The organism is Bradyrhizobium guangxiense (assembly GCF_004114915.1).
GTDB lineage: Bacteria > Pseudomonadota > Alphaproteobacteria > Rhizobiales > Xanthobacteraceae > Bradyrhizobium > Bradyrhizobium guangxiense.
The window spans coordinates 5,757,830-5,773,479 of the sequence record NZ_CP022219.1 but is presented as its reverse complement, the minus strand read 5'-3'; the positions used below and the strand labels follow the sequence as shown (position 1 = coordinate 5,773,479).

At 64.8% G+C, this 15,650-nt stretch carries 17 protein-coding genes; 11 read left to right on the top strand and 6 right to left on the bottom strand.

Annotated elements, in window-relative coordinates; translation table 11 throughout:
- The first annotated feature begins 25 nt into the window (after positions 1-25).
- The 4 genes from X268_RS27715 to X268_RS27700 all read left to right on the top strand — a co-directional run bounded on the left by X268_RS27715 (position 26) and on the right by X268_RS27700 (position 4,626).
- A complete protein-coding gene (locus tag X268_RS27715; RefSeq protein ID WP_128927868.1) occupies positions 26-1,330 on the top strand; it encodes a TRAP transporter large permease in 1,305 nt (434 codons plus the stop codon).
- Positions 1,331-1,641: 311 nt separating this feature from the next.
- Positions 1,642-3,360: a pyrroloquinoline quinone-dependent dehydrogenase gene (locus X268_RS27710; RefSeq protein WP_128927867.1), complete on the top strand. Its 1,719-nt coding sequence runs from the start codon at positions 1,642-1,644 to the stop codon at positions 3,358-3,360.
- 104 nt (positions 3,361-3,464) lie between these two features.
- Positions 3,465-3,791: a c-type cytochrome gene (locus X268_RS27705; RefSeq protein WP_245477686.1), complete on the top strand. Its 327-nt coding sequence runs from the start codon at positions 3,465-3,467 to the stop codon at positions 3,789-3,791.
- Between the two features lie 67 nt (positions 3,792-3,858).
- Positions 3,859-4,626, top strand: a complete 768-nt coding sequence (locus X268_RS27700) for a substrate-binding periplasmic protein (protein ID WP_128927866.1) — start codon at positions 3,859-3,861, stop codon at positions 4,624-4,626.
- A gap of 76 nt (positions 4,627-4,702) precedes the next feature.
- Here X268_RS27700 and X268_RS27695 read toward each other — a convergent pair whose 3' ends face one another.
- Positions 4,703-5,347, bottom strand: a complete 645-nt coding sequence (locus X268_RS27695; RefSeq protein WP_128927865.1) for a glutathione binding-like protein — start codon at positions 5,345-5,347, stop codon at positions 4,703-4,705.
- A gap of 107 nt (positions 5,348-5,454) precedes the next feature.
- Here X268_RS27695 and X268_RS27690 point away from each other — a divergent pair, with 107 nt between their 5' ends.
- Complete coding sequence (locus X268_RS27690; RefSeq protein ID WP_128927864.1) at positions 5,455-6,108, top strand: TetR/AcrR family transcriptional regulator; 654 nt, start codon at positions 5,455-5,457, stop codon at positions 6,106-6,108.
- A 56-nt stretch (positions 6,109-6,164) separates the two neighbouring features.
- On the opposite strand, the gene X268_RS27685 is transcribed toward X268_RS27690, so the two are convergent.
- Together X268_RS27685 and X268_RS27680 are read right to left on the bottom strand one after the other, a co-directional pair.
- Positions 6,165-8,132 (bottom strand): methyl-accepting chemotaxis protein, encoded by a 1,968-nt coding sequence (locus X268_RS27685; protein WP_164937959.1) that lies wholly within the window; start codon positions 8,130-8,132, stop codon positions 6,165-6,167.
- 215 nt (positions 8,133-8,347) lie between these two features.
- On the bottom strand, positions 8,348-9,313 hold the full coding sequence (locus X268_RS27680; protein WP_128927863.1) for a 2-hydroxyacid dehydrogenase: 966 nt from the start codon (positions 9,311-9,313) through the stop codon (positions 8,348-8,350).
- A gap of 140 nt (positions 9,314-9,453) precedes the next feature.
- Here X268_RS27680 and X268_RS27675 point away from each other — a divergent pair, with 140 nt between their 5' ends.
- The 4 genes from X268_RS27675 to X268_RS27660 all read left to right on the top strand — a co-directional run bounded on the left by X268_RS27675 (position 9,454) and on the right by X268_RS27660 (position 12,226).
- Complete coding sequence (locus tag X268_RS27675; protein WP_128927862.1) at positions 9,454-9,822, top strand: YciI family protein; 369 nt, start codon at positions 9,454-9,456, stop codon at positions 9,820-9,822.
- Positions 9,819-11,105: an RNA polymerase sigma factor gene (locus X268_RS27670; RefSeq protein WP_128927861.1), complete on the top strand. Its 1,287-nt coding sequence runs from the start codon at positions 9,819-9,821 to the stop codon at positions 11,103-11,105. The genes X268_RS27675 and X268_RS27670 overlap by 4 nt, the downstream gene beginning before the upstream one ends.
- A 137-nt stretch (positions 11,106-11,242) precedes the next feature.
- On the top strand, positions 11,243-11,782 hold the full coding sequence (locus tag X268_RS27665) for an SRPBCC family protein (protein ID WP_128927860.1): 540 nt from the start codon (positions 11,243-11,245) through the stop codon (positions 11,780-11,782).
- A 30-nt stretch (positions 11,783-11,812) separates the two neighbouring features.
- Complete coding sequence (locus tag X268_RS27660; RefSeq protein WP_128927859.1) at positions 11,813-12,226, top strand: VOC family protein; 414 nt, start codon at positions 11,813-11,815, stop codon at positions 12,224-12,226.
- Between the two features lie 119 nt (positions 12,227-12,345).
- Here the strand turns inward: X268_RS27660 and X268_RS40100 are convergent, their stop codons facing one another.
- The 3 genes from X268_RS40100 to X268_RS27645 form a co-directional block, all read right to left on the bottom strand.
- The gene (locus X268_RS40100; protein ID WP_128929409.1) at positions 12,346-12,708 is read right to left on the bottom strand and encodes a hypothetical protein; all 363 of its coding nucleotides are present in this window, start codon (positions 12,706-12,708) and stop codon (positions 12,346-12,348) included.
- Positions 12,709-13,253: 545 nt separating this feature from the next.
- Positions 13,254-13,685, bottom strand: coding sequence for a hypothetical protein (locus tag X268_RS27650; protein WP_128927858.1), 432 nt, complete (start codon positions 13,683-13,685; stop codon positions 13,254-13,256).
- Between the two features lie 126 nt (positions 13,686-13,811).
- Positions 13,812-14,600 carry an SDR family NAD(P)-dependent oxidoreductase gene (locus X268_RS27645; RefSeq protein WP_128927857.1) on the bottom strand — a complete coding sequence of 263 codons (789 nt, stop codon included), beginning with the start codon at positions 14,598-14,600 and terminating at the stop codon, positions 13,812-13,814.
- Between the two features lie 153 nt (positions 14,601-14,753).
- Here X268_RS27645 and X268_RS27640 point away from each other — a divergent pair, with 153 nt between their 5' ends.
- Both X268_RS27640 and X268_RS27635 read left to right on the top strand, forming a co-directional pair.
- Positions 14,754-15,119 carry a nuclear transport factor 2 family protein gene (locus X268_RS27640; protein ID WP_128927856.1) on the top strand — a complete coding sequence of 122 codons (366 nt, stop codon included), beginning with the start codon at positions 14,754-14,756 and terminating at the stop codon, positions 15,117-15,119.
- Between the two features lie 108 nt (positions 15,120-15,227).
- The gene (locus X268_RS27635; RefSeq protein ID WP_128927855.1) at positions 15,228-15,632 is read left to right on the top strand and encodes a YciI family protein; all 405 of its coding nucleotides are present in this window, start codon (positions 15,228-15,230) and stop codon (positions 15,630-15,632) included.
- Positions 15,633-15,650: the final 18 nt, after the last annotated feature.

The window sequence follows — 15,650 nt, the reverse complement described above, 5'->3', positions numbered from 1 at the left end:
TGCTCGCTCCCGGGTTCAAGATCGTATGACCATCGAAGTCGTCGCCCTCTTCGCGATCCTGTTTGCGCTGCTCGCGTGCGGCGTGTGGATTGGCCTGACACTTGCTCTCACGGCGACGCTGCTGCTCGCGATGTTCCGCTCGATCCCGCTCGACAAGCTGCTGCCGCAATACGCCTGGAACATCCTGACCACGCAGGAGCTCTTGGCGCTGCCGCTGTTCATCCTGATGGGCGAGCTGCTGTTTCGCCCCCGCCTGTCGCGATCGCTGTTCCAGGGGCTTGCGCCCTGGGCCGGGCTGCTGCCCGGCCGCCTGCTCCATGTGAACGTGATCGGCTGCACCATCTTTGCGGCGATCTCCGGCTCCTCGGCGGCGACCACGCAGGTGATCGGCCGCATGTCGCTCAACGAGCTGTTGCGCCGCGGCTATTCGCGCGACATCGCGATCGGCTCGCTCGCCGGTGCCGGCACGCTCGGCTTCCTGATCCCGCCGTCCAACATCATGATCATCTACGGCGTGCTCGGCGACGTCTCGATCCTGAAACTGTTCACGGCCGGCGTGCTGCCGGGATTCCTGCTGGCCGCCACCTTCATGGCGTGGGTGATGCTGCATACGACCCTCAACGCGACGATGGTGCCGGAGACGGAAGCCAAGCTCTCGCAGGTGCCGTGGGGCGAGCGCTTCGCCGCGCTGAAGGACCTTGCGCCGGCGCTGTTCCTGATCGCCTGCGTGCTCGGCTCGATGTACGGTGGACTCGCGACACCATCGGAAGCGGCGGCCGTCGGCGTGCTCGGCGCGGGGCTGGTGGCCTGGGCGCAGGGTGCGATGTCGCAGCAGGTGATGCGCGACGTGCTGATCGGCTCGGTCGTGACCTGCTCGATGATCGCGCTGATCGTGTTAGGGGCATCGATTCTCGGCAATGCCGCGGCCTTCCTCGGTATTCCCCAGGCCGTCGCCGCGTTCGTCAAGGGCCTTGGCCTGTCGCCCTTCATGCTGATCGTGGTGCTGGTCATCTTCTACTTGATCCTCGGCTGCTTCCTCGACGGCTTCTCGATGATCGTGATGACGCTGCCGATCGTGCTGCCCATCGTGAAGGGCGCCGGCTTCGACGAAGTTTGGTTCGGCGTGTTCCTGGTGCTCGCGGTCGAGATGGCGCAGATCCCCCCGCCGGTCGGATTCAACCTGTTCGTGATCCAGGGCTTGACGGAAGATGGCCTCGGCTACATCGCGCGCGTCACGATGCCGTACCTGGTGATCATGATCGGCTTCGTGCTGCTGCTGACGCTGTGGCCGGGCATCGTCACGATCTTGCCGCGCGTGCTGTACGGCTAGCTCTATAGCTCCGATCGCGATCGAACGGTCAGCGCTGCTGTCGTTTCAATTCGCCCTCTGCGCAATGCGCTCCCCCGCGCGCATTCTGTCTTTGCACATTGCGTGATCCGTCGTACGCTGTGCAAGCAGACGTGCGACAGCAATCATGCTAGTGAACGTGGCTCCCTTGGCGACATGCGCCGAGAGAGGGGACATTTGTTTGCAGCTCATGTCCGGTGGAGGACGATCGACGCATACTGAACTGCAAACATTCCTCGCAGCGGCGTTCACGAGAGACGCAATCAATAAACATCAAGCGGGAGGAAGTGCATATGAGGAAGCAGTGGCTCAACTCGGGCTTACCTGTTCTCGCCGTTGCGGCATTTGCGGCGTCGGCGGCGCTGGCCCAAACCGTGGATACGGCTCGGATCGAGAGCGCCGGCCAGAACGACTGGCTCACCTATCACGGTTCATACAAATCCCATCATTACAGCCCGCTCGCGCAGATCAACGCGAACAACGTCGGCAATCTCAGCGTCGCCTGGATGCACATTCCCGGACGATCGACGCGCGGGCTGCAGTCGATGCCGCTCGCGGCCGACGGCGTGCTGTACTATTCGGGGTCCTACAGCCGCGTCTTCGCGCTGAACGGCGCGACGGGCGAGGTCATCTGGTCGTTCCTTCCGGAGCTGGATGAGGCCCTCATCAGCCGGCAGACCCACTCGCCCTACAACCGCGGCGTAGCTCTCGGCGAAGGCAAGGTTTTCGTCGGCACGATGGACGGTCGTCTCTTCGGGCTCGATGCGAAAACCGGCAAAGTCCTCTGGGAGACCAGGCTGATCGATTCGCAGAAGCTCACGGTCGGCTTCACCGGCGCGCCGCTTTACGCGAAGGGCAGCGTGATTATCGGCTCACAAGGCGGTGAATGGCCAGGCCGCGGCCCGATCTTCGCGGTCGATGCCACAACCGGAAAGAAGAAGTGGGAGTTCCTGACGGTCGCGGGCACCGACGAGGCCATGAAGACCTGGGGCAACGATTCCTGGCGCACCGGCGGCGGTGGCGGCTGGATGCCGGGCACCTACGATTCCGAGACCAACACGGTCCTGTGGGGCACCGCAAACCCGGCGCCGCTCTACGACTGGTCGGGCGCCGACTACAAGACGCAAGGCGCGCGTCCCGGCGACAATCTCTATACGAGTTCAGTTATCGCTCTCGATATCGATACCGGAAAGCTGAAATCCTACCATCAGGAACTGCCGCACGACGCCTGGGACTTCGACAGCGCCGTCGGCGAGTTCGTGATGCTCGAGCGAGACGGCCAGAAATACGTGGTTCATCCGAACAAGGGCGGCTTCGTCTTCGTCTACGACCGCAATCTCGGCGTGAAGAACGTCTGGCGGTTGGTCGAGAACATCAACTTCGTCAAGGATATCGATCCCAAGACCGGCGCGTTGATCGGGCGTCGCGATTTCCCGGTCGGGAAGGTCACCGAACCGCCGCTGTGTCCGTTCATCGGCGGCGGCATCAGCTGGAACTCCGGCTCGTACAGCCCGAAGACCGGTCTCTACTACAAGATCGGCCAGGAATGGTGCATGACGCTCGACATCCAGAAGACGACGCCGGTCACTGCGCCGCAAGCTCAGCTCAACATCGGCGCCGATTTCAAGATGGCGCCGCCTCCGGGCGGTGAGATCTATGGGCACCTCGACGCGCGCGACCCCATCACGGGGGCAAAGAAATGGGAGGTTCGCTCCCCCGAGCCGCCGCTCGGGAGCGTGCTGTCGACCGCCGGCAATCTCGTGTTCGTGCCTGATTCCCGCGGCGTCCTTCACGCCTACGATGCCGAAACCGGGGCCGAGTTGTGGAAGCACAACAACGGCACTGGCCACCAGGGCGGCATCGTCAGCTACTCCGCGGGCGGCAAGCAATATATCGCCGTGACAGCGGGCTTTGGCGGCATGCTGGCGGACGAGTATGCGCCGAACTTCGGCGGCGTCTACAAGAGCATGCCGCGTGACGACGGCGCGCTGATCGTTTTCAGCCTGAAATAGTCTGCCGCAAACGTTCGACCGGGGAGCGGGCACCAGCCCGCGTCCCCGGCCGATCGAAGCGGCCGCACGTGATTCAGGATGGAGCGGACGCAGTGAGATTGCATTTGAAAACGATTCCGGCGGGGCTGGCCGCCTCGTTGCTGTGCGCTGTCATGGCTCAAGGACAATCCGCCACGCCGGCGCCCGGGGACGGGACGCTTGACGTCGAGCAGGTGTTCGCGGGGACGTGCGGCTTCTGTCACTCCGATGGTGGCCGGGCAGCCGGCAAGGGGCCGCAACTGATGAACTCCCCGCGCGACGATGACTTCATCCGCAACCGCATCAAGCACGGCAAGCAAGGGGCGATGCCGGCATTCGACGGCGCCTTCACCGACGCCCAGATCGACCAGATCGTCAAATATATCCGCGCCTTGAAACCGCGCGAGGGTTGAACCGCCGAGAGCTGATCCATCAAGAGCTGATCCATCAAGGCCCGATCCATTTCAGAGAGAACGCGGAATGAAGGCATTCGCTTCGGCCATCGTCGCTGCCGCCATCATTCTGTCAGGACCGGCGCAGGCGCGAACCCTGGAGGCGATCCGATCGAGCGGCGTGATCGGGCTGTGCGCGCATCCCAATTCGCTTCCCTTTGCGCAGAAGGCCGGCGATCCCCCCGGCTTTCAGGTCGAGTTCGGCCGGGTCCTGGCGCGCGAGCTCGGCGTCTCGCTCAGGCTCGACTGGATCATCACCCAGTATCAGATGCGTAGCGCCGGCTGCGACATTCTTCTGGATGTCATCGCCGACCGCGAAGCGCAGGGCGAAACCCGCCTGAGGATCTCGAAGCCGTACTATCGCACAGGCGTCGCGCTCGCGGTGCCGTCATCCAGCACGCTCACCTCGTTCAGGAGCCTCAACGAGGCGACCAGGGTGGGCGTGCAGGTTGGTTCGATCGCAGCCATGATCATCGGCCAACGGCGCGTGCCGACGTCGACCTTCGGCTTCGAGACCGACAGCCTGGAGGCCGTGTCGAACCACGAGATCGATGCTGCCGCAGTCACGCCCACCGCAGCGAGCTATTTCAATCTGACGCATCCGGACAAGAAGCTCCAGATCCTGGATCGCGACGAGAGCGTCGTTGACCTCAACTGGAACGTCGCCGTCGGCATGATCCGTCCGGATGATGCGTTGCGCGACGCCATCGACGGAGCAGTGGAGCGGCTGCGAAGCGACGGCACGATCGACCGGATCTACGGCCGCTATGGGATCGTGCTGCAGGCGCCGAGATAGTCGAGCTCGAGGACGAACGACGCCGCCCCGACCGAGCCCGGGGCGGCGTCGCGGCCGCGCGAAATACGGAGATGGCCTACGCCGCCGCCTTCTTGCGTGCGAGCTCGGCCTTGTACAGCTCGAACTCCACAGCAACCGCCTTCGCGACCGACGGCCGCTGCCGCAGGCGCTCGTAATAGGCCTTCACGTTCGGCCATTTCGCAAGCTCGATCGGCGGCGTCGCCATGGTCCAGTTGATGACGGTGACGAGATAGGCATCCGCCACGCTGAAATGATCGAGCAGGAAGTCGCGCCCCTTCAGGTAGTTGTCGAGATAGTCGAGCCGCGACAGGTTCTTCTCCAGCACATAGGCCTTGGCTTCTTGCGGCGCCTTACGGTCGAGCACGGGCACGAACAGGCCTTTGTGCAGCTCGGTGCCGATGAAGCACAGCCATTGATGCAGACGCGTGCGGTCGATGCCTGCGGCGGCGCCAAGCCCGGACCGCGGGAAGCGGTCGGCGACGTATTGCAGGATCGCCGCGTTCTCGGTCAGAACCACGCCCTCGTCGGTGCGCAGCGTCGGCACCAGGCCGATCGGATTGACGGCGCGGAAGTCGGAGCCGTCGCTCAGCACTGTCTTGGTCGGCGGGTCGACTTCGAGATAGTTCGCCTCGGCGCCGGCTTCGTACAGCGCGACGCGGGTCGCCATCGAGCAGGCGAGCGGCGAGAAATAGAGATCCATCTGTAGCCTCCTTGGGGCATGTCTCCTGAGGTTTTCGCTCAACCCGGCCAGATTGATTTTTGTACTATCTTGCATAATATGAGGTCGGTCAAGGATTAACTTGCGAAATGGTACAAAAATCGAAGGGGCCGCCCGCCGCGCCCGAGCCGCCAAAGCGCCGCGGCCGCCCGCGCGCCTACGAGCCAGAGGTCGCACTCGGCAAGGCGCTCGACCTGTTCCGCAGACAGGGGTTTGCCGCGACTTCGCTCGACGATCTCAGCGAAGCCACCGGCATGAATCGCCCGAGCCTCTACGGCGCCTTCGGCGACAAGCGCGAGCTCTACATCAAGAGCTATCAGCGCTACCGCGAGGAGGCGCGGGCCTCCATGGCTGCGATCTTTCGCGAGGAAATGCCCGTGCGCCAGCGGCTGGAGCGGATCTTCGCCTCTGCGCTGGACATCTATCTGTCCGGCGAGACCGGTCCGCGCGGCTGCTTCACGGTGGTGACCGCCGCGTCGGAGGCCGTTGGCGATCCCGAGATCCGCGCCATGGTGCTCGACGGGCTCAGCGAACTCGACAAGGCCTTTGCAAGCTGCTTCCGCCGCGCGAAAGAAAAGGGCGAGTTGCCGGAGAGTGCCGATCCGGCGGTGCTGGCCCAGATCGCGTCAGCCACCGTCCACAGCATCGCCATTCGCTCGCGCGCGCGCGTGTCACGCAAGGAGCTGGAGGCGATCGTCAAGGGCGCGATCGACGTGATGGTGGGAGCGGGCGCCAAGCCCTGAGCTGTCGTCCCGGACACGCGCGCCGATCCGGGATGCGGCGCAATCGCGCCGTCCGATTACACCGCGCGGATCTGCGCCAGGAAACGATCGACCTCATCCCGCAGCCGCTGCGACTGCTTCGACAGCTCGATCGCCGAACCCAGCACTTCCTCTGCTGCGGTGCCCGTCGCGGCGATGCCGGCAGTGACACCGGAAATGTTTTGCGAGACCTCGCCGGTGCGGGCGGCGGCCTGCTGGACGTTCTGTGCGATCTCCTGCGTCGCCGTGCCCTGCTGGCCGACGGCAGCGGCGATCGCGGCGGAGATTTCATCGACCTCTCGAATCGTCGCGCAGATCGACTGGATGCCGTCCACCGCGCCCGATGTCTCGCCCTGCACCGCAGTGACCTGCGCGCCGATCTCCTCGGTCGCCTTCGCCGTCTGCGTCGCCAATGCTTTGACCTCGGAAGCGACCACGGCGAAGCCGCGGCCGGCTTCGCCTGCGCGCGCCGCTTCGATCGTTGCGTTCAGCGCCAGCAGGTTGGTCTGGCCGGCGATGCCGCTGATGAAGGAAACGACGTCGCCGATCTTCTGCGCGGCATCTGCGAGGCTCTGCACACGCTCGTTCGAGCGCCGCCCGTCGCTGGCGGCCTTGCCGACCACCTCGGTCGCGTGGGCGAGGCGGCGGCTGATCTCGGTCATCGACGAGGACAATTCTTCCGCCGCGGCCGCGACCGTCTGCACATTCTCCGAGGCCAGCGCCGAAGCCGACGACACTGCGCTCGTTTGCTGCCGAGACTGCTCGACGATCGCCGACATCGAGCGCGCGGTATGCTCCATCTCGACCGCCGCCGATGAGACGGTGGTGACGACGTCGCGGATGCTGGCCTCGAAATTGTCAGCGAGCGTGGCGAAGGCGCGGCGCTTCTCCGCTTCGGACTGTGCCTTGACCTCGACCTGCTCGGCCTGGAGCTTGTCGAAGTTGACGGCATTGTCGCGGAATACCGCGACCGCCTTCACCATCGCGCCGACTTCGTCATTCGCCTTGCTGGCGGGTATGGCGACGTCGAGTCGGCCATCTGCGAGCTCACGCATCACGCTCGTGATCGACAGAATGGGCTGCGAGATGCCGCGGGCGATGAGATAGCCGACGATGGCCGCCAGCAAGAGCCCCAGCGCGGCGATGCCGATCGCGAGCAGCCAGGCGCGGTCGGCGGAGGCTTCGTAATCGGCATTGTCCATCACCAGCTCGACGGCGCCGAGCGGCTTTCCGGAGAAGTCCTTGATCGGTCCGAGCAGCGCTGCGACCGCCGTATTGTCCAGTTTGGCCTGCTTCACGGTGAAGCTGCCGGCGGTGGCACGGCCGTAATCGGCCGCGTCGAAGAAGCTCTTGCCCTTCAGCGTGCCGCCGAACAATTTGAAGCCCGAGCCGTCGGCAAGATGGAAGGCGATGTCGATGTGGCGGTTGGCCTTGAAGTCGTCGAGGAAGGACTGGCCGAAGGTCAAGCCGAATTCGACGGTGCCGAGATGCTTGTCGCCTTGCGTGACGGGGACCACTCCGCGGATGCCGAGGCCGGCGACGCCGCCCTCGAGGCCGACCACGACCCTGCGATCCTGATTGGCGACCAGAACCGTCTTGCGGAAGCCGGAGAGATCGTCGCCGAACTTCGCGGGCTGATGCACGCGCAGGAACGAGGTCGCCGGCGCCACATGGAACTGGAACTGCTCGACGCCGTAGTCCGATTTGGTCGCGGCAAACACCGGCCCGAACAGGGCGATCAGGGCGTTGCGGTCCTGCCTGGCGATCGCGTCTTGCGTCGCCGGCATCGCGGCCACCACCGTGCTCATGGCGGCGGCGCGGTGGGATTCCTCGGCAATGCGCGATTGAAGGGCATCATAGTGGCTGCGCAGCTCGCGCTGATCGGCGCGGTCGATGATCCCGGCGATGATCCACATCGCCCCGAGCACGGCAAACAAGGCAGTCGCTGCCGCCGTGATCGCAAGGGCGACCGTGATCCGCATCCTGAGGCCGAGACTGGCGCGCATGTCTGACTCGTTCTTTGACCGCTGGTTAAGAACGCTTATCAATTTCTCGCTAAGAGAGGGTGAACGGGATACCGTCGGAGCGCTGTGGTTGTGGTGACCGGGCCCGCCCGCCAAGACGAAGCTGCCGTCCCCCTGGTGCGCAATTGCGCAACGGGGCGGGGACCCACCGCGGACTCGATCGAGGCGCGCGGGTCTCTCTTCCAGTCAGCTGCAGCCTAATAGCCCCTTGCCCGGTCCACCACGTTTTCCAGCGCGCCGCCCGCCTCGAACCGCGCGATCTGCTCGGCGACATAGGCCGAGATTGCGTCCGCGTCGGTATCGGCGGCGTTGTGCGGCGTCAGCACCACCTTGGGGTGGGTCCAGAACCGGCTGTCCGCGGGCTGCGGCTCCTGCACGAAGACGTCGAGCGAGGCGGCACCCAACGTGCCGTCATCGAGGCAGGCCAGGATATCGGCTTCGTTCTGCAAGCCGCCGCGGCCGGCATTGATCAGCACCGGCGCGCCGAGCGGGCTGGCGCGGTTGAGTTTTGCGAAAGCGTCGCGGTTGAGGATGCCATGCGTCTCCGGCGTCAGCGGCAGCAGGCAGACCAGGATGTCGGTCTTGCGCAGGAAGGCATCGATCTGCGCGGCGCCATGGAAGCAGTCGACGCCATCGATCGCGCGCGGACTGCGGCTCCAGCCGACGACCCGGAAGCCGAGCCGGCGCAGCACGTCGGCCGCATCCGCGCCGAGCGTGCCCAATCCCATGACGCCGACCGTGACGGCGGCGGCCGGCCACTGATATTTCGGCTCCCAGCGCTTCTCGCGCTGTGATTGCCTGAGATAGAGCTCCTGGCGGTGGTGCATCAGCACGTGCAGCACGACGTATTCGGTCATGCGGTTGGTGAGGTCGGGCACGGCGACGCGGACCAGCGGCACGTCAGGCAGGCTCTTGTCCGCCATCAGCGCATCGACGCCTGCGCCGAGATTGAAGATGGCCCGCAGATTGGGAAACGAGCCGAGGTCGCCCGGCACCGGCTTCCATACCGCGGCATAGTGCACCTCGGCCGGATCGAGCCCGGAATCCGGCAGCAGCACCACGCGGCGGCCGCCGCAGACCGCGTCGAACCGGGCCTTCCAGCGCTCCGGCAGCCAGTTCTGCTGCGTGCTGTTGATCAGGACGGCCAATGTGCCCATGGTCATTCGAAGTGCCTCGTCAGGTTCCGCTTGAGAAGGCCCTCCTTGGCACGATCTGCCGGATTTTTCTTGCAAATTTTTTCCGCAGTGCTGTCGGGGCGGGGCATATTGGCGCGTCTTTAGAACAGACGAGGAAAGTGCCGTCCATGCTTTATGCCATCCTTTGCTATCACGATGAGGACTTCGTCGGCTCCTGGAGCAAGGAGCAGGACGAGGCCGTGATGAAGAAGCTCGCCGTGGTGCAGGAGAAGCTCACGAGCCAGGGCCGGCTCGGCCCGGTGGCGCGGTTGTTGCCGACCACGGCCGCCGCCACTCTGCGCAAGGAGGCCCCGCCGCTGGTGCTCGACGGCCCCTATGCCGAGACCAAGGAGCAGTTGCTCGGCTTCTACATCGTGGATTGCAAGAACCTCGACGACGCCCTCGACGTCGCGCGCGATCTCGGCGCCGCCAATCCCGGCGGTGCCTATGAGGTGCGTCCCGTCGGCGTATTTCGGCCCGGAGGAAACCTGACGTGAGCGAGACCGATGCCGCCTGGATCGAGACTGCGCTGAGCTCGGCGCGCCCTCAGGCGGTCGGCGCTCTGCTGCGTTATTTTCGCGACCTCGATACGGCGGAGGAAGCGTTCCAGAACGCCTGCCTTCGCGCGCTGAAGACCTGGCCGCAGAACGGGCCGCCGCGGGATCCAGCGGCGTGGCTGATCATGGTCGGCCGCAACGTCGCGATCGACGAAGTTCGCCGCGCCCGCAAGCAGCAGCCGTTGCCGGAGGACGACCAGGCGATCTCCGATCTCGATGATGCCGAAGGCGCGCTGGCCGAGCGGCTCGACGGCTCGCACTACCGCGACGACATCTTGCGCTTGATGTTCATCTGCTGTCATCCGCAATTGCCGGCGACGCAGCAGATCGCGCTGGCGCTGCGCATCGTCTCGGGCCTTACCGTGAAGCAGATCGCGCGCGCCTTCCTGGTTTCGGACGCGGCGATGGAGCAGCGCATCACGCGCGCCAAGGCGAAGGTCGCGGAAGCCGGCACACCGTTCGAAACGCCCGGCGCGGTCGAGCGCTCCGAGCGCCTCGCCGGCGTCGCGGCGATGATCTATTTGATCTTCAACGAGGGCTATTCGGCAAGTGGCGACACCGCAGAGATCCGCAAGCCGCTCTGCGAGGAGGCGATCCGGCTGGCGCGCCTGCTGCTCAGGCTGTTTCCGAGCGAGCCGGAGATCATGGGGCTCACGGCGCTCATCTTGCTGCAGCATGCACGCAGCGCCGCGCGCTTTGCCGCAGATGGCTCGCTGATCCTGCTGGACGACCAGGATCGATCGCTGTGGAACGGCACCATGATTGCGGAAGGGTTGGCGCTGATCGACAAGGCGATGCGCCATCGCCGCAGCGGACCCTATCAGATCCAGGCCGCGATCGCTGCGCTGCATGCCCGCGCAGCGACGCCGGAGGAGACCGACTGGACGCAGATCGACCTGCTTTACGGCGCGCTCGAAGTGGTGCAGCCCTCACCGGTGGTGACGCTCAACCGTGCAGTTGCGGTGTCCAAGGTGCGCGGGCCGCAGGCCGCGCTCGAGCTGATCGAGCCTCTGGCGCCCAAGCTTGGCAACTACTTCCATTTTTACGGCGTGCGCGGCGCTTTCCTGATGCAGCTCAGCCGTAACGACGAAGCCCGCGTCGCCTTCGACCGCGCCATTGCGCTTGCCAACACCTCGGCGGAAGCCGCCCATATCCGCATGCATCTCGATCGCCTGATCCGGGACAGCCAGCCGAAGGCAAAGGAAGGCGCGAAGGCGAGATAGGCGTATCTGCCTCCACGTCGTCATGCCCGGGCTTGTCCCGTCCATGTTCTCCGGCCCTCTGTGCCAAAAAATTCGTTTCCGGTCTGTCGGCCCGCGCTGTTCCCCTTCGTCCTTAGCCCGTACCAGGGGAGCCCTTCATGCTGAAAGCCATTGCCATCATCGCCATCGTGCTCGCCGCCGGCATAGCCGGGGTTCTCGCCTTTGCTTTGGCGAAACCCGACACATTCCGCGTCGAGCGCAGCCTCGCCGTGAAGGCGCCGGCGGGCGCGATCTACCCGCAGGTGGCCGATTTCCGCCGCTGGACCGCCTGGTCGCCCTATGAGAGCCGCGATCCCGACATGAAACGGACCTTCGGCGGAGCCGCGGAAGGACGGGGCGCGACCTATGCCTGGGACGGCAACAACAATGTCGGCGCCGGCCATATGGAGATCCTGGAGGCGAGCGGGCCGTCGAAGCTTCGCATCAAGCTCGATTTCGAGCGGCCGTTCGAAGGCCACAACACTGCCGAGTTCACCTTTGTGCCGCAAGGCGATGCCACACTCGTCACATGGGCGATGTACGGTCCGGCGCCGTTCCTGTCCAAGGTGATGCAGGTGTTCATCAACATGGACAGCATGATCGGCAAGGATTTCGAGGCAGGCCTCGCCGCCCTCAAGAAGCTCACCGAGAGGCAATAAGCCCCACAGCAAACGAAGAGGAGAGAAACGATGCTCAATCCCTACCTGTTCTACCAGGACAATTGCGAAGCCGCGTTCAACTATTACACCAAGGTTCTCGGCGGCAAGATCGAGGCGATGATGCGCGCGTCGGATGCGCCGCCGGAGGTGCCGGCCGCGCCCGGCCGCGAGAAGATGATCATGCATGCCCGCATGTCGCTCCCCGACGGCAGCGTGCTGATGGCCTCCGACGCGCCGGCAGAGCACTTTCACAAGCCGCAGGGCTTCTCGATCTCGCTCACAGTCAAGGATCCCGCGGATGGCGAGCGCAAGTTCAACGCGCTCGCCGACGGCGGCAGCGTGACCATGCCGTTCAGCAAGACGTTCTGGGCCAAGGGCTTTGGCATGTGCGTCGACAAGTTCGGCATTCCCTGGATGGTGAACTGTCCAGCCGAGGGTATGTGACGCGCGCGACTGCGCATGTTTTTTGCGTTGCGATTCCCCTCTCTCCATCTTTGCGGGAGAGGGGACGCATCGGAATCGTCACGAAACGTAGAGACGCTCCGTCACGTGCGGCTCGGCCGTCATCGGATTGATCCGGTCGTCTCCTCCCCCTGCGGCGAGGATTGCACGCACCCAGGGCAGATCACGAGCTTGGCGCCGAGCTGCCTGTCGTTCTCCGCTTCGATCGCGTCGTAAACTGCCCACCACGCCTCGGAGTATGGCCGCAAAGTCCCGAGCACTCGTTCCCGCTCCAGATTGGGATCACTCGCCGCAGGCGCGGGGTTCGCTGCGCGCCGTTTCGCCATGCGAGGGCGGCTCGCACCCTTGTTCGGGTCTTGGCCGAGGCCGTCCCACGCGATCGGGCGACGCTCCTGCGCCGGCGCGACTGCACATCCGAGCAGCGCTGTACACAAAGTGAGCAAGATGAAGCCGTGTCGCATCATGCCGGACCCGAATTTCTGCTGTGCAATACCAAGCTCCGTACGGGAAACTGACATCGCGTCGGTCAAATGGAACTTAAGGCAAACGAGTTGGGTCGGCATGGCCGAGCATGAACTCACTATTCGCATGACTCTGTGGGAGCAGTGAGGCCGCTTCGTGAAACCACGCGGACTGCAGCGCACAACAATTGACGCAATATTGGGCTGTGATCTGCACGTCAGAATCGCTATTGATGATTCATAAAATCTAAAAACTAGGGTGGACGTCACTTGGAAGGGGAGCGACCGATGGCGACGGCGCTACAGATCAACTTTGCCCTTTGGGGGATGCTCATTTGCGCCAGCATGAAGCTGGTGCCGGTGATTCAGACTCTCTACTGAAGGCAGCCAAAGCGTAATGGCGCAGACCCGGTGCGCATCTATGTGCAAGCACGGGGAGCCTGCCGTATGGCCTCGCGCTAGCCAAGCCAGACGCGCTCCAAGCCAAGCGCCTTTAATGTGACGCGGCTCACAGATTCACGTCACACACCTGGCGATTGCCAAGACTGTCAGCGGCAGCGTGGATAGATTGCGGCGAGATCACGGCCCTTGAGCAAGAGCAATCGCGCGGTGAGCCCGCCACGGCGGCTGATCCAGTCGCGAACCGGGCCGGGATAGGCGGCAAGCACTGCGACCGATGCTTCCGGCTCGGCATAGAAGCGCCCGCGCCGATCCACCGAACGGGCCGCATGGAAGCCGAGCACGGCGCGCTTGGTGACGCAGATGCGCTCGCCCGGCACGATGCTCAGCACCAGCGTGCAGGCAGACAGGCAGGGACCGTCGATCACCACGCGCTCGCCGCTTTCGCGCACCTTCTCGAACAATTCGAGGAACGGCCCGACCTGCCCGCCCGGAGATTGGAGGATGCGGATCTCGGCGGCGGCGGGGGTGACGGCGAGCAGCGCGGATGCGAGCATTGCCTTGATGAATGCGCGTCGCATGGAGCACTCCACAAGCCCGGTTTCGTAGCGTGGGCAAAGCGTAGCGTGCCCACCATTGTCGCCGCATATCGGGAGAGATCGTGGGCGGGGCGCTTGCGCGCCTTTGCCCTCCCTACAATTCCGTGCCTACCCGTTGCGCCTTTGCCCGCGCAGCGTCGGCAGGCCGATACCTGCTGCATCGAAGCCGCCATCAACGGCCAAAATTTGGCCGGTGATGTAGCTCGCATTCGCCGAGCACAGGAAGTAGATCGCTTCCGCAAGCTCCTCCTCGAGGCCATAGCGGTTGAGCGGAATGGCGTCGTGATAATCCGCGCGGATCTCCTTGGTATGCACCTGCTTCGCCATCGCCGTGTCGACCGGCCCCGGCGCGACCGCGTTGACGCGGATGTTGAGGGAGGCGAGCTCGACCGCGAGCTGCTTGGTCAGGTGCGCGAGCCCGGCCTTGCTGGTGCCGTAGGCCGAGCGCAGCGTCGAGGCGCGCACCGCCGAGATCGAGGTGATGTTGACGATGGCGCCGCCATCGCCCTCGCGCATCAGGGGCACGGCGGCCTTGGTGCAGAGGAACGGCCCGGTGAGGTTGACCTCGAGCACGCGGCGCCAGTCGGCGTCCGACGTCTCCATCAGCGGCGCGAATACCGCGATGCCGGCATTGTTGACGAGCGCGTCCAGCCGGCCGAACCGTCGCTCAACCGCTGCGATCGCCGCGCCGACTGCGGTCGCGTCGGACACGTCGCAGGTCAACGCCAAAGTCGCTTCGTCCTGGCCGATCTCGGCGACCGCGCGGCCGAGCAACTCGCCCTCGATGTCGAGCAGGGCCACGCGCCAGCCCTCGGCCAAGAACTTCTTCGCGGTCGCAAGTCCGATGCCGCGTGCGGCTCCAGTGACGAGGGCGACTTTCTGCGGGGCGGGCGGCATGGGCGGATATGTCCTGTGTTTGAGCAGCGCGCGAGCGCCGGTTCCTTGTACTGCGCTTTCGGTCCGGCAAGAAAGGCCTCAAGTCGAAGGCGCGATGTCGGGACGTTTCTCGATGGAACGTCTTCCAGGGGGATCGTTACCGAGGAGACCGCAATGCCCGACGACCATGAGCGCCTGATCCGAGACCTCTTCGCAGCCTATCTCGCCAACGACCGGCAGCGGGTCGCCGACGCACTGGCCGACGATTTCCGCTTCACCAGCCCGTTCGACGACGATCTCGACAAGGCCGCCTATTTCGAACGGTGCTGGCGTGACAGCGGCTGGATCGCACGCCATGACCTTGAGCGGATCTTCGTCCGAGGCGAGGAGGCCTTCGTTACCTATCTCTGCTTGGCGACAGATGGCAGGAGCTTTCGCAACACGGAGTTCTTCACCTTCGCAGGCGGCAAGGTCCGTCGCATCGACGTCTATTTCGGCGCGGCCCGGCAGGACGGTCGCTTCCTGCCGCAGCCGCGCTAGGCCTCGCGAAATAATTCTCGTCCTGATGTCGGTTCCACCCGGACCCGTTCGTCTTGAAGGCGAGCGCGGCTAGGCGCGAGCCCGGCATGACGAACAATGAGGAACCCCATGCGATTCATGATGCTGATGATCCCGCTCGGTTACGAGACCGCACCGCCGGACGTTCAGCTCGACCCCGAGCGTGTGGCGGCCATGATGCGCTACAACGAGGCGCTGAAGGACGCGGGCGTGTTGATCACCCTCGACGGCCTGCATCCGCCGTCGATGGGCGCGCGGGTTTCGTTTGCGACCGGTGAGCCCGTCGTCACCGACGGCCCGTTCGCCGAAGCCAAGGAAGTCCTGGGCGGATACTGGATGATCGAGGTCGTCTCGCGGGCCGAGGCGATTGCCTGGGCAAAGCAGTGTCCGGCCTCGCCGAACGAAATCATCGAGATCCGGCAGGTGCAGGAGATGGCCGACTTTTCGCCCGACGTGCAGGCGGCCGCCGCCGGCTTTGACGACCTAAAGGCATAACCAGAGACCTCAACAAGG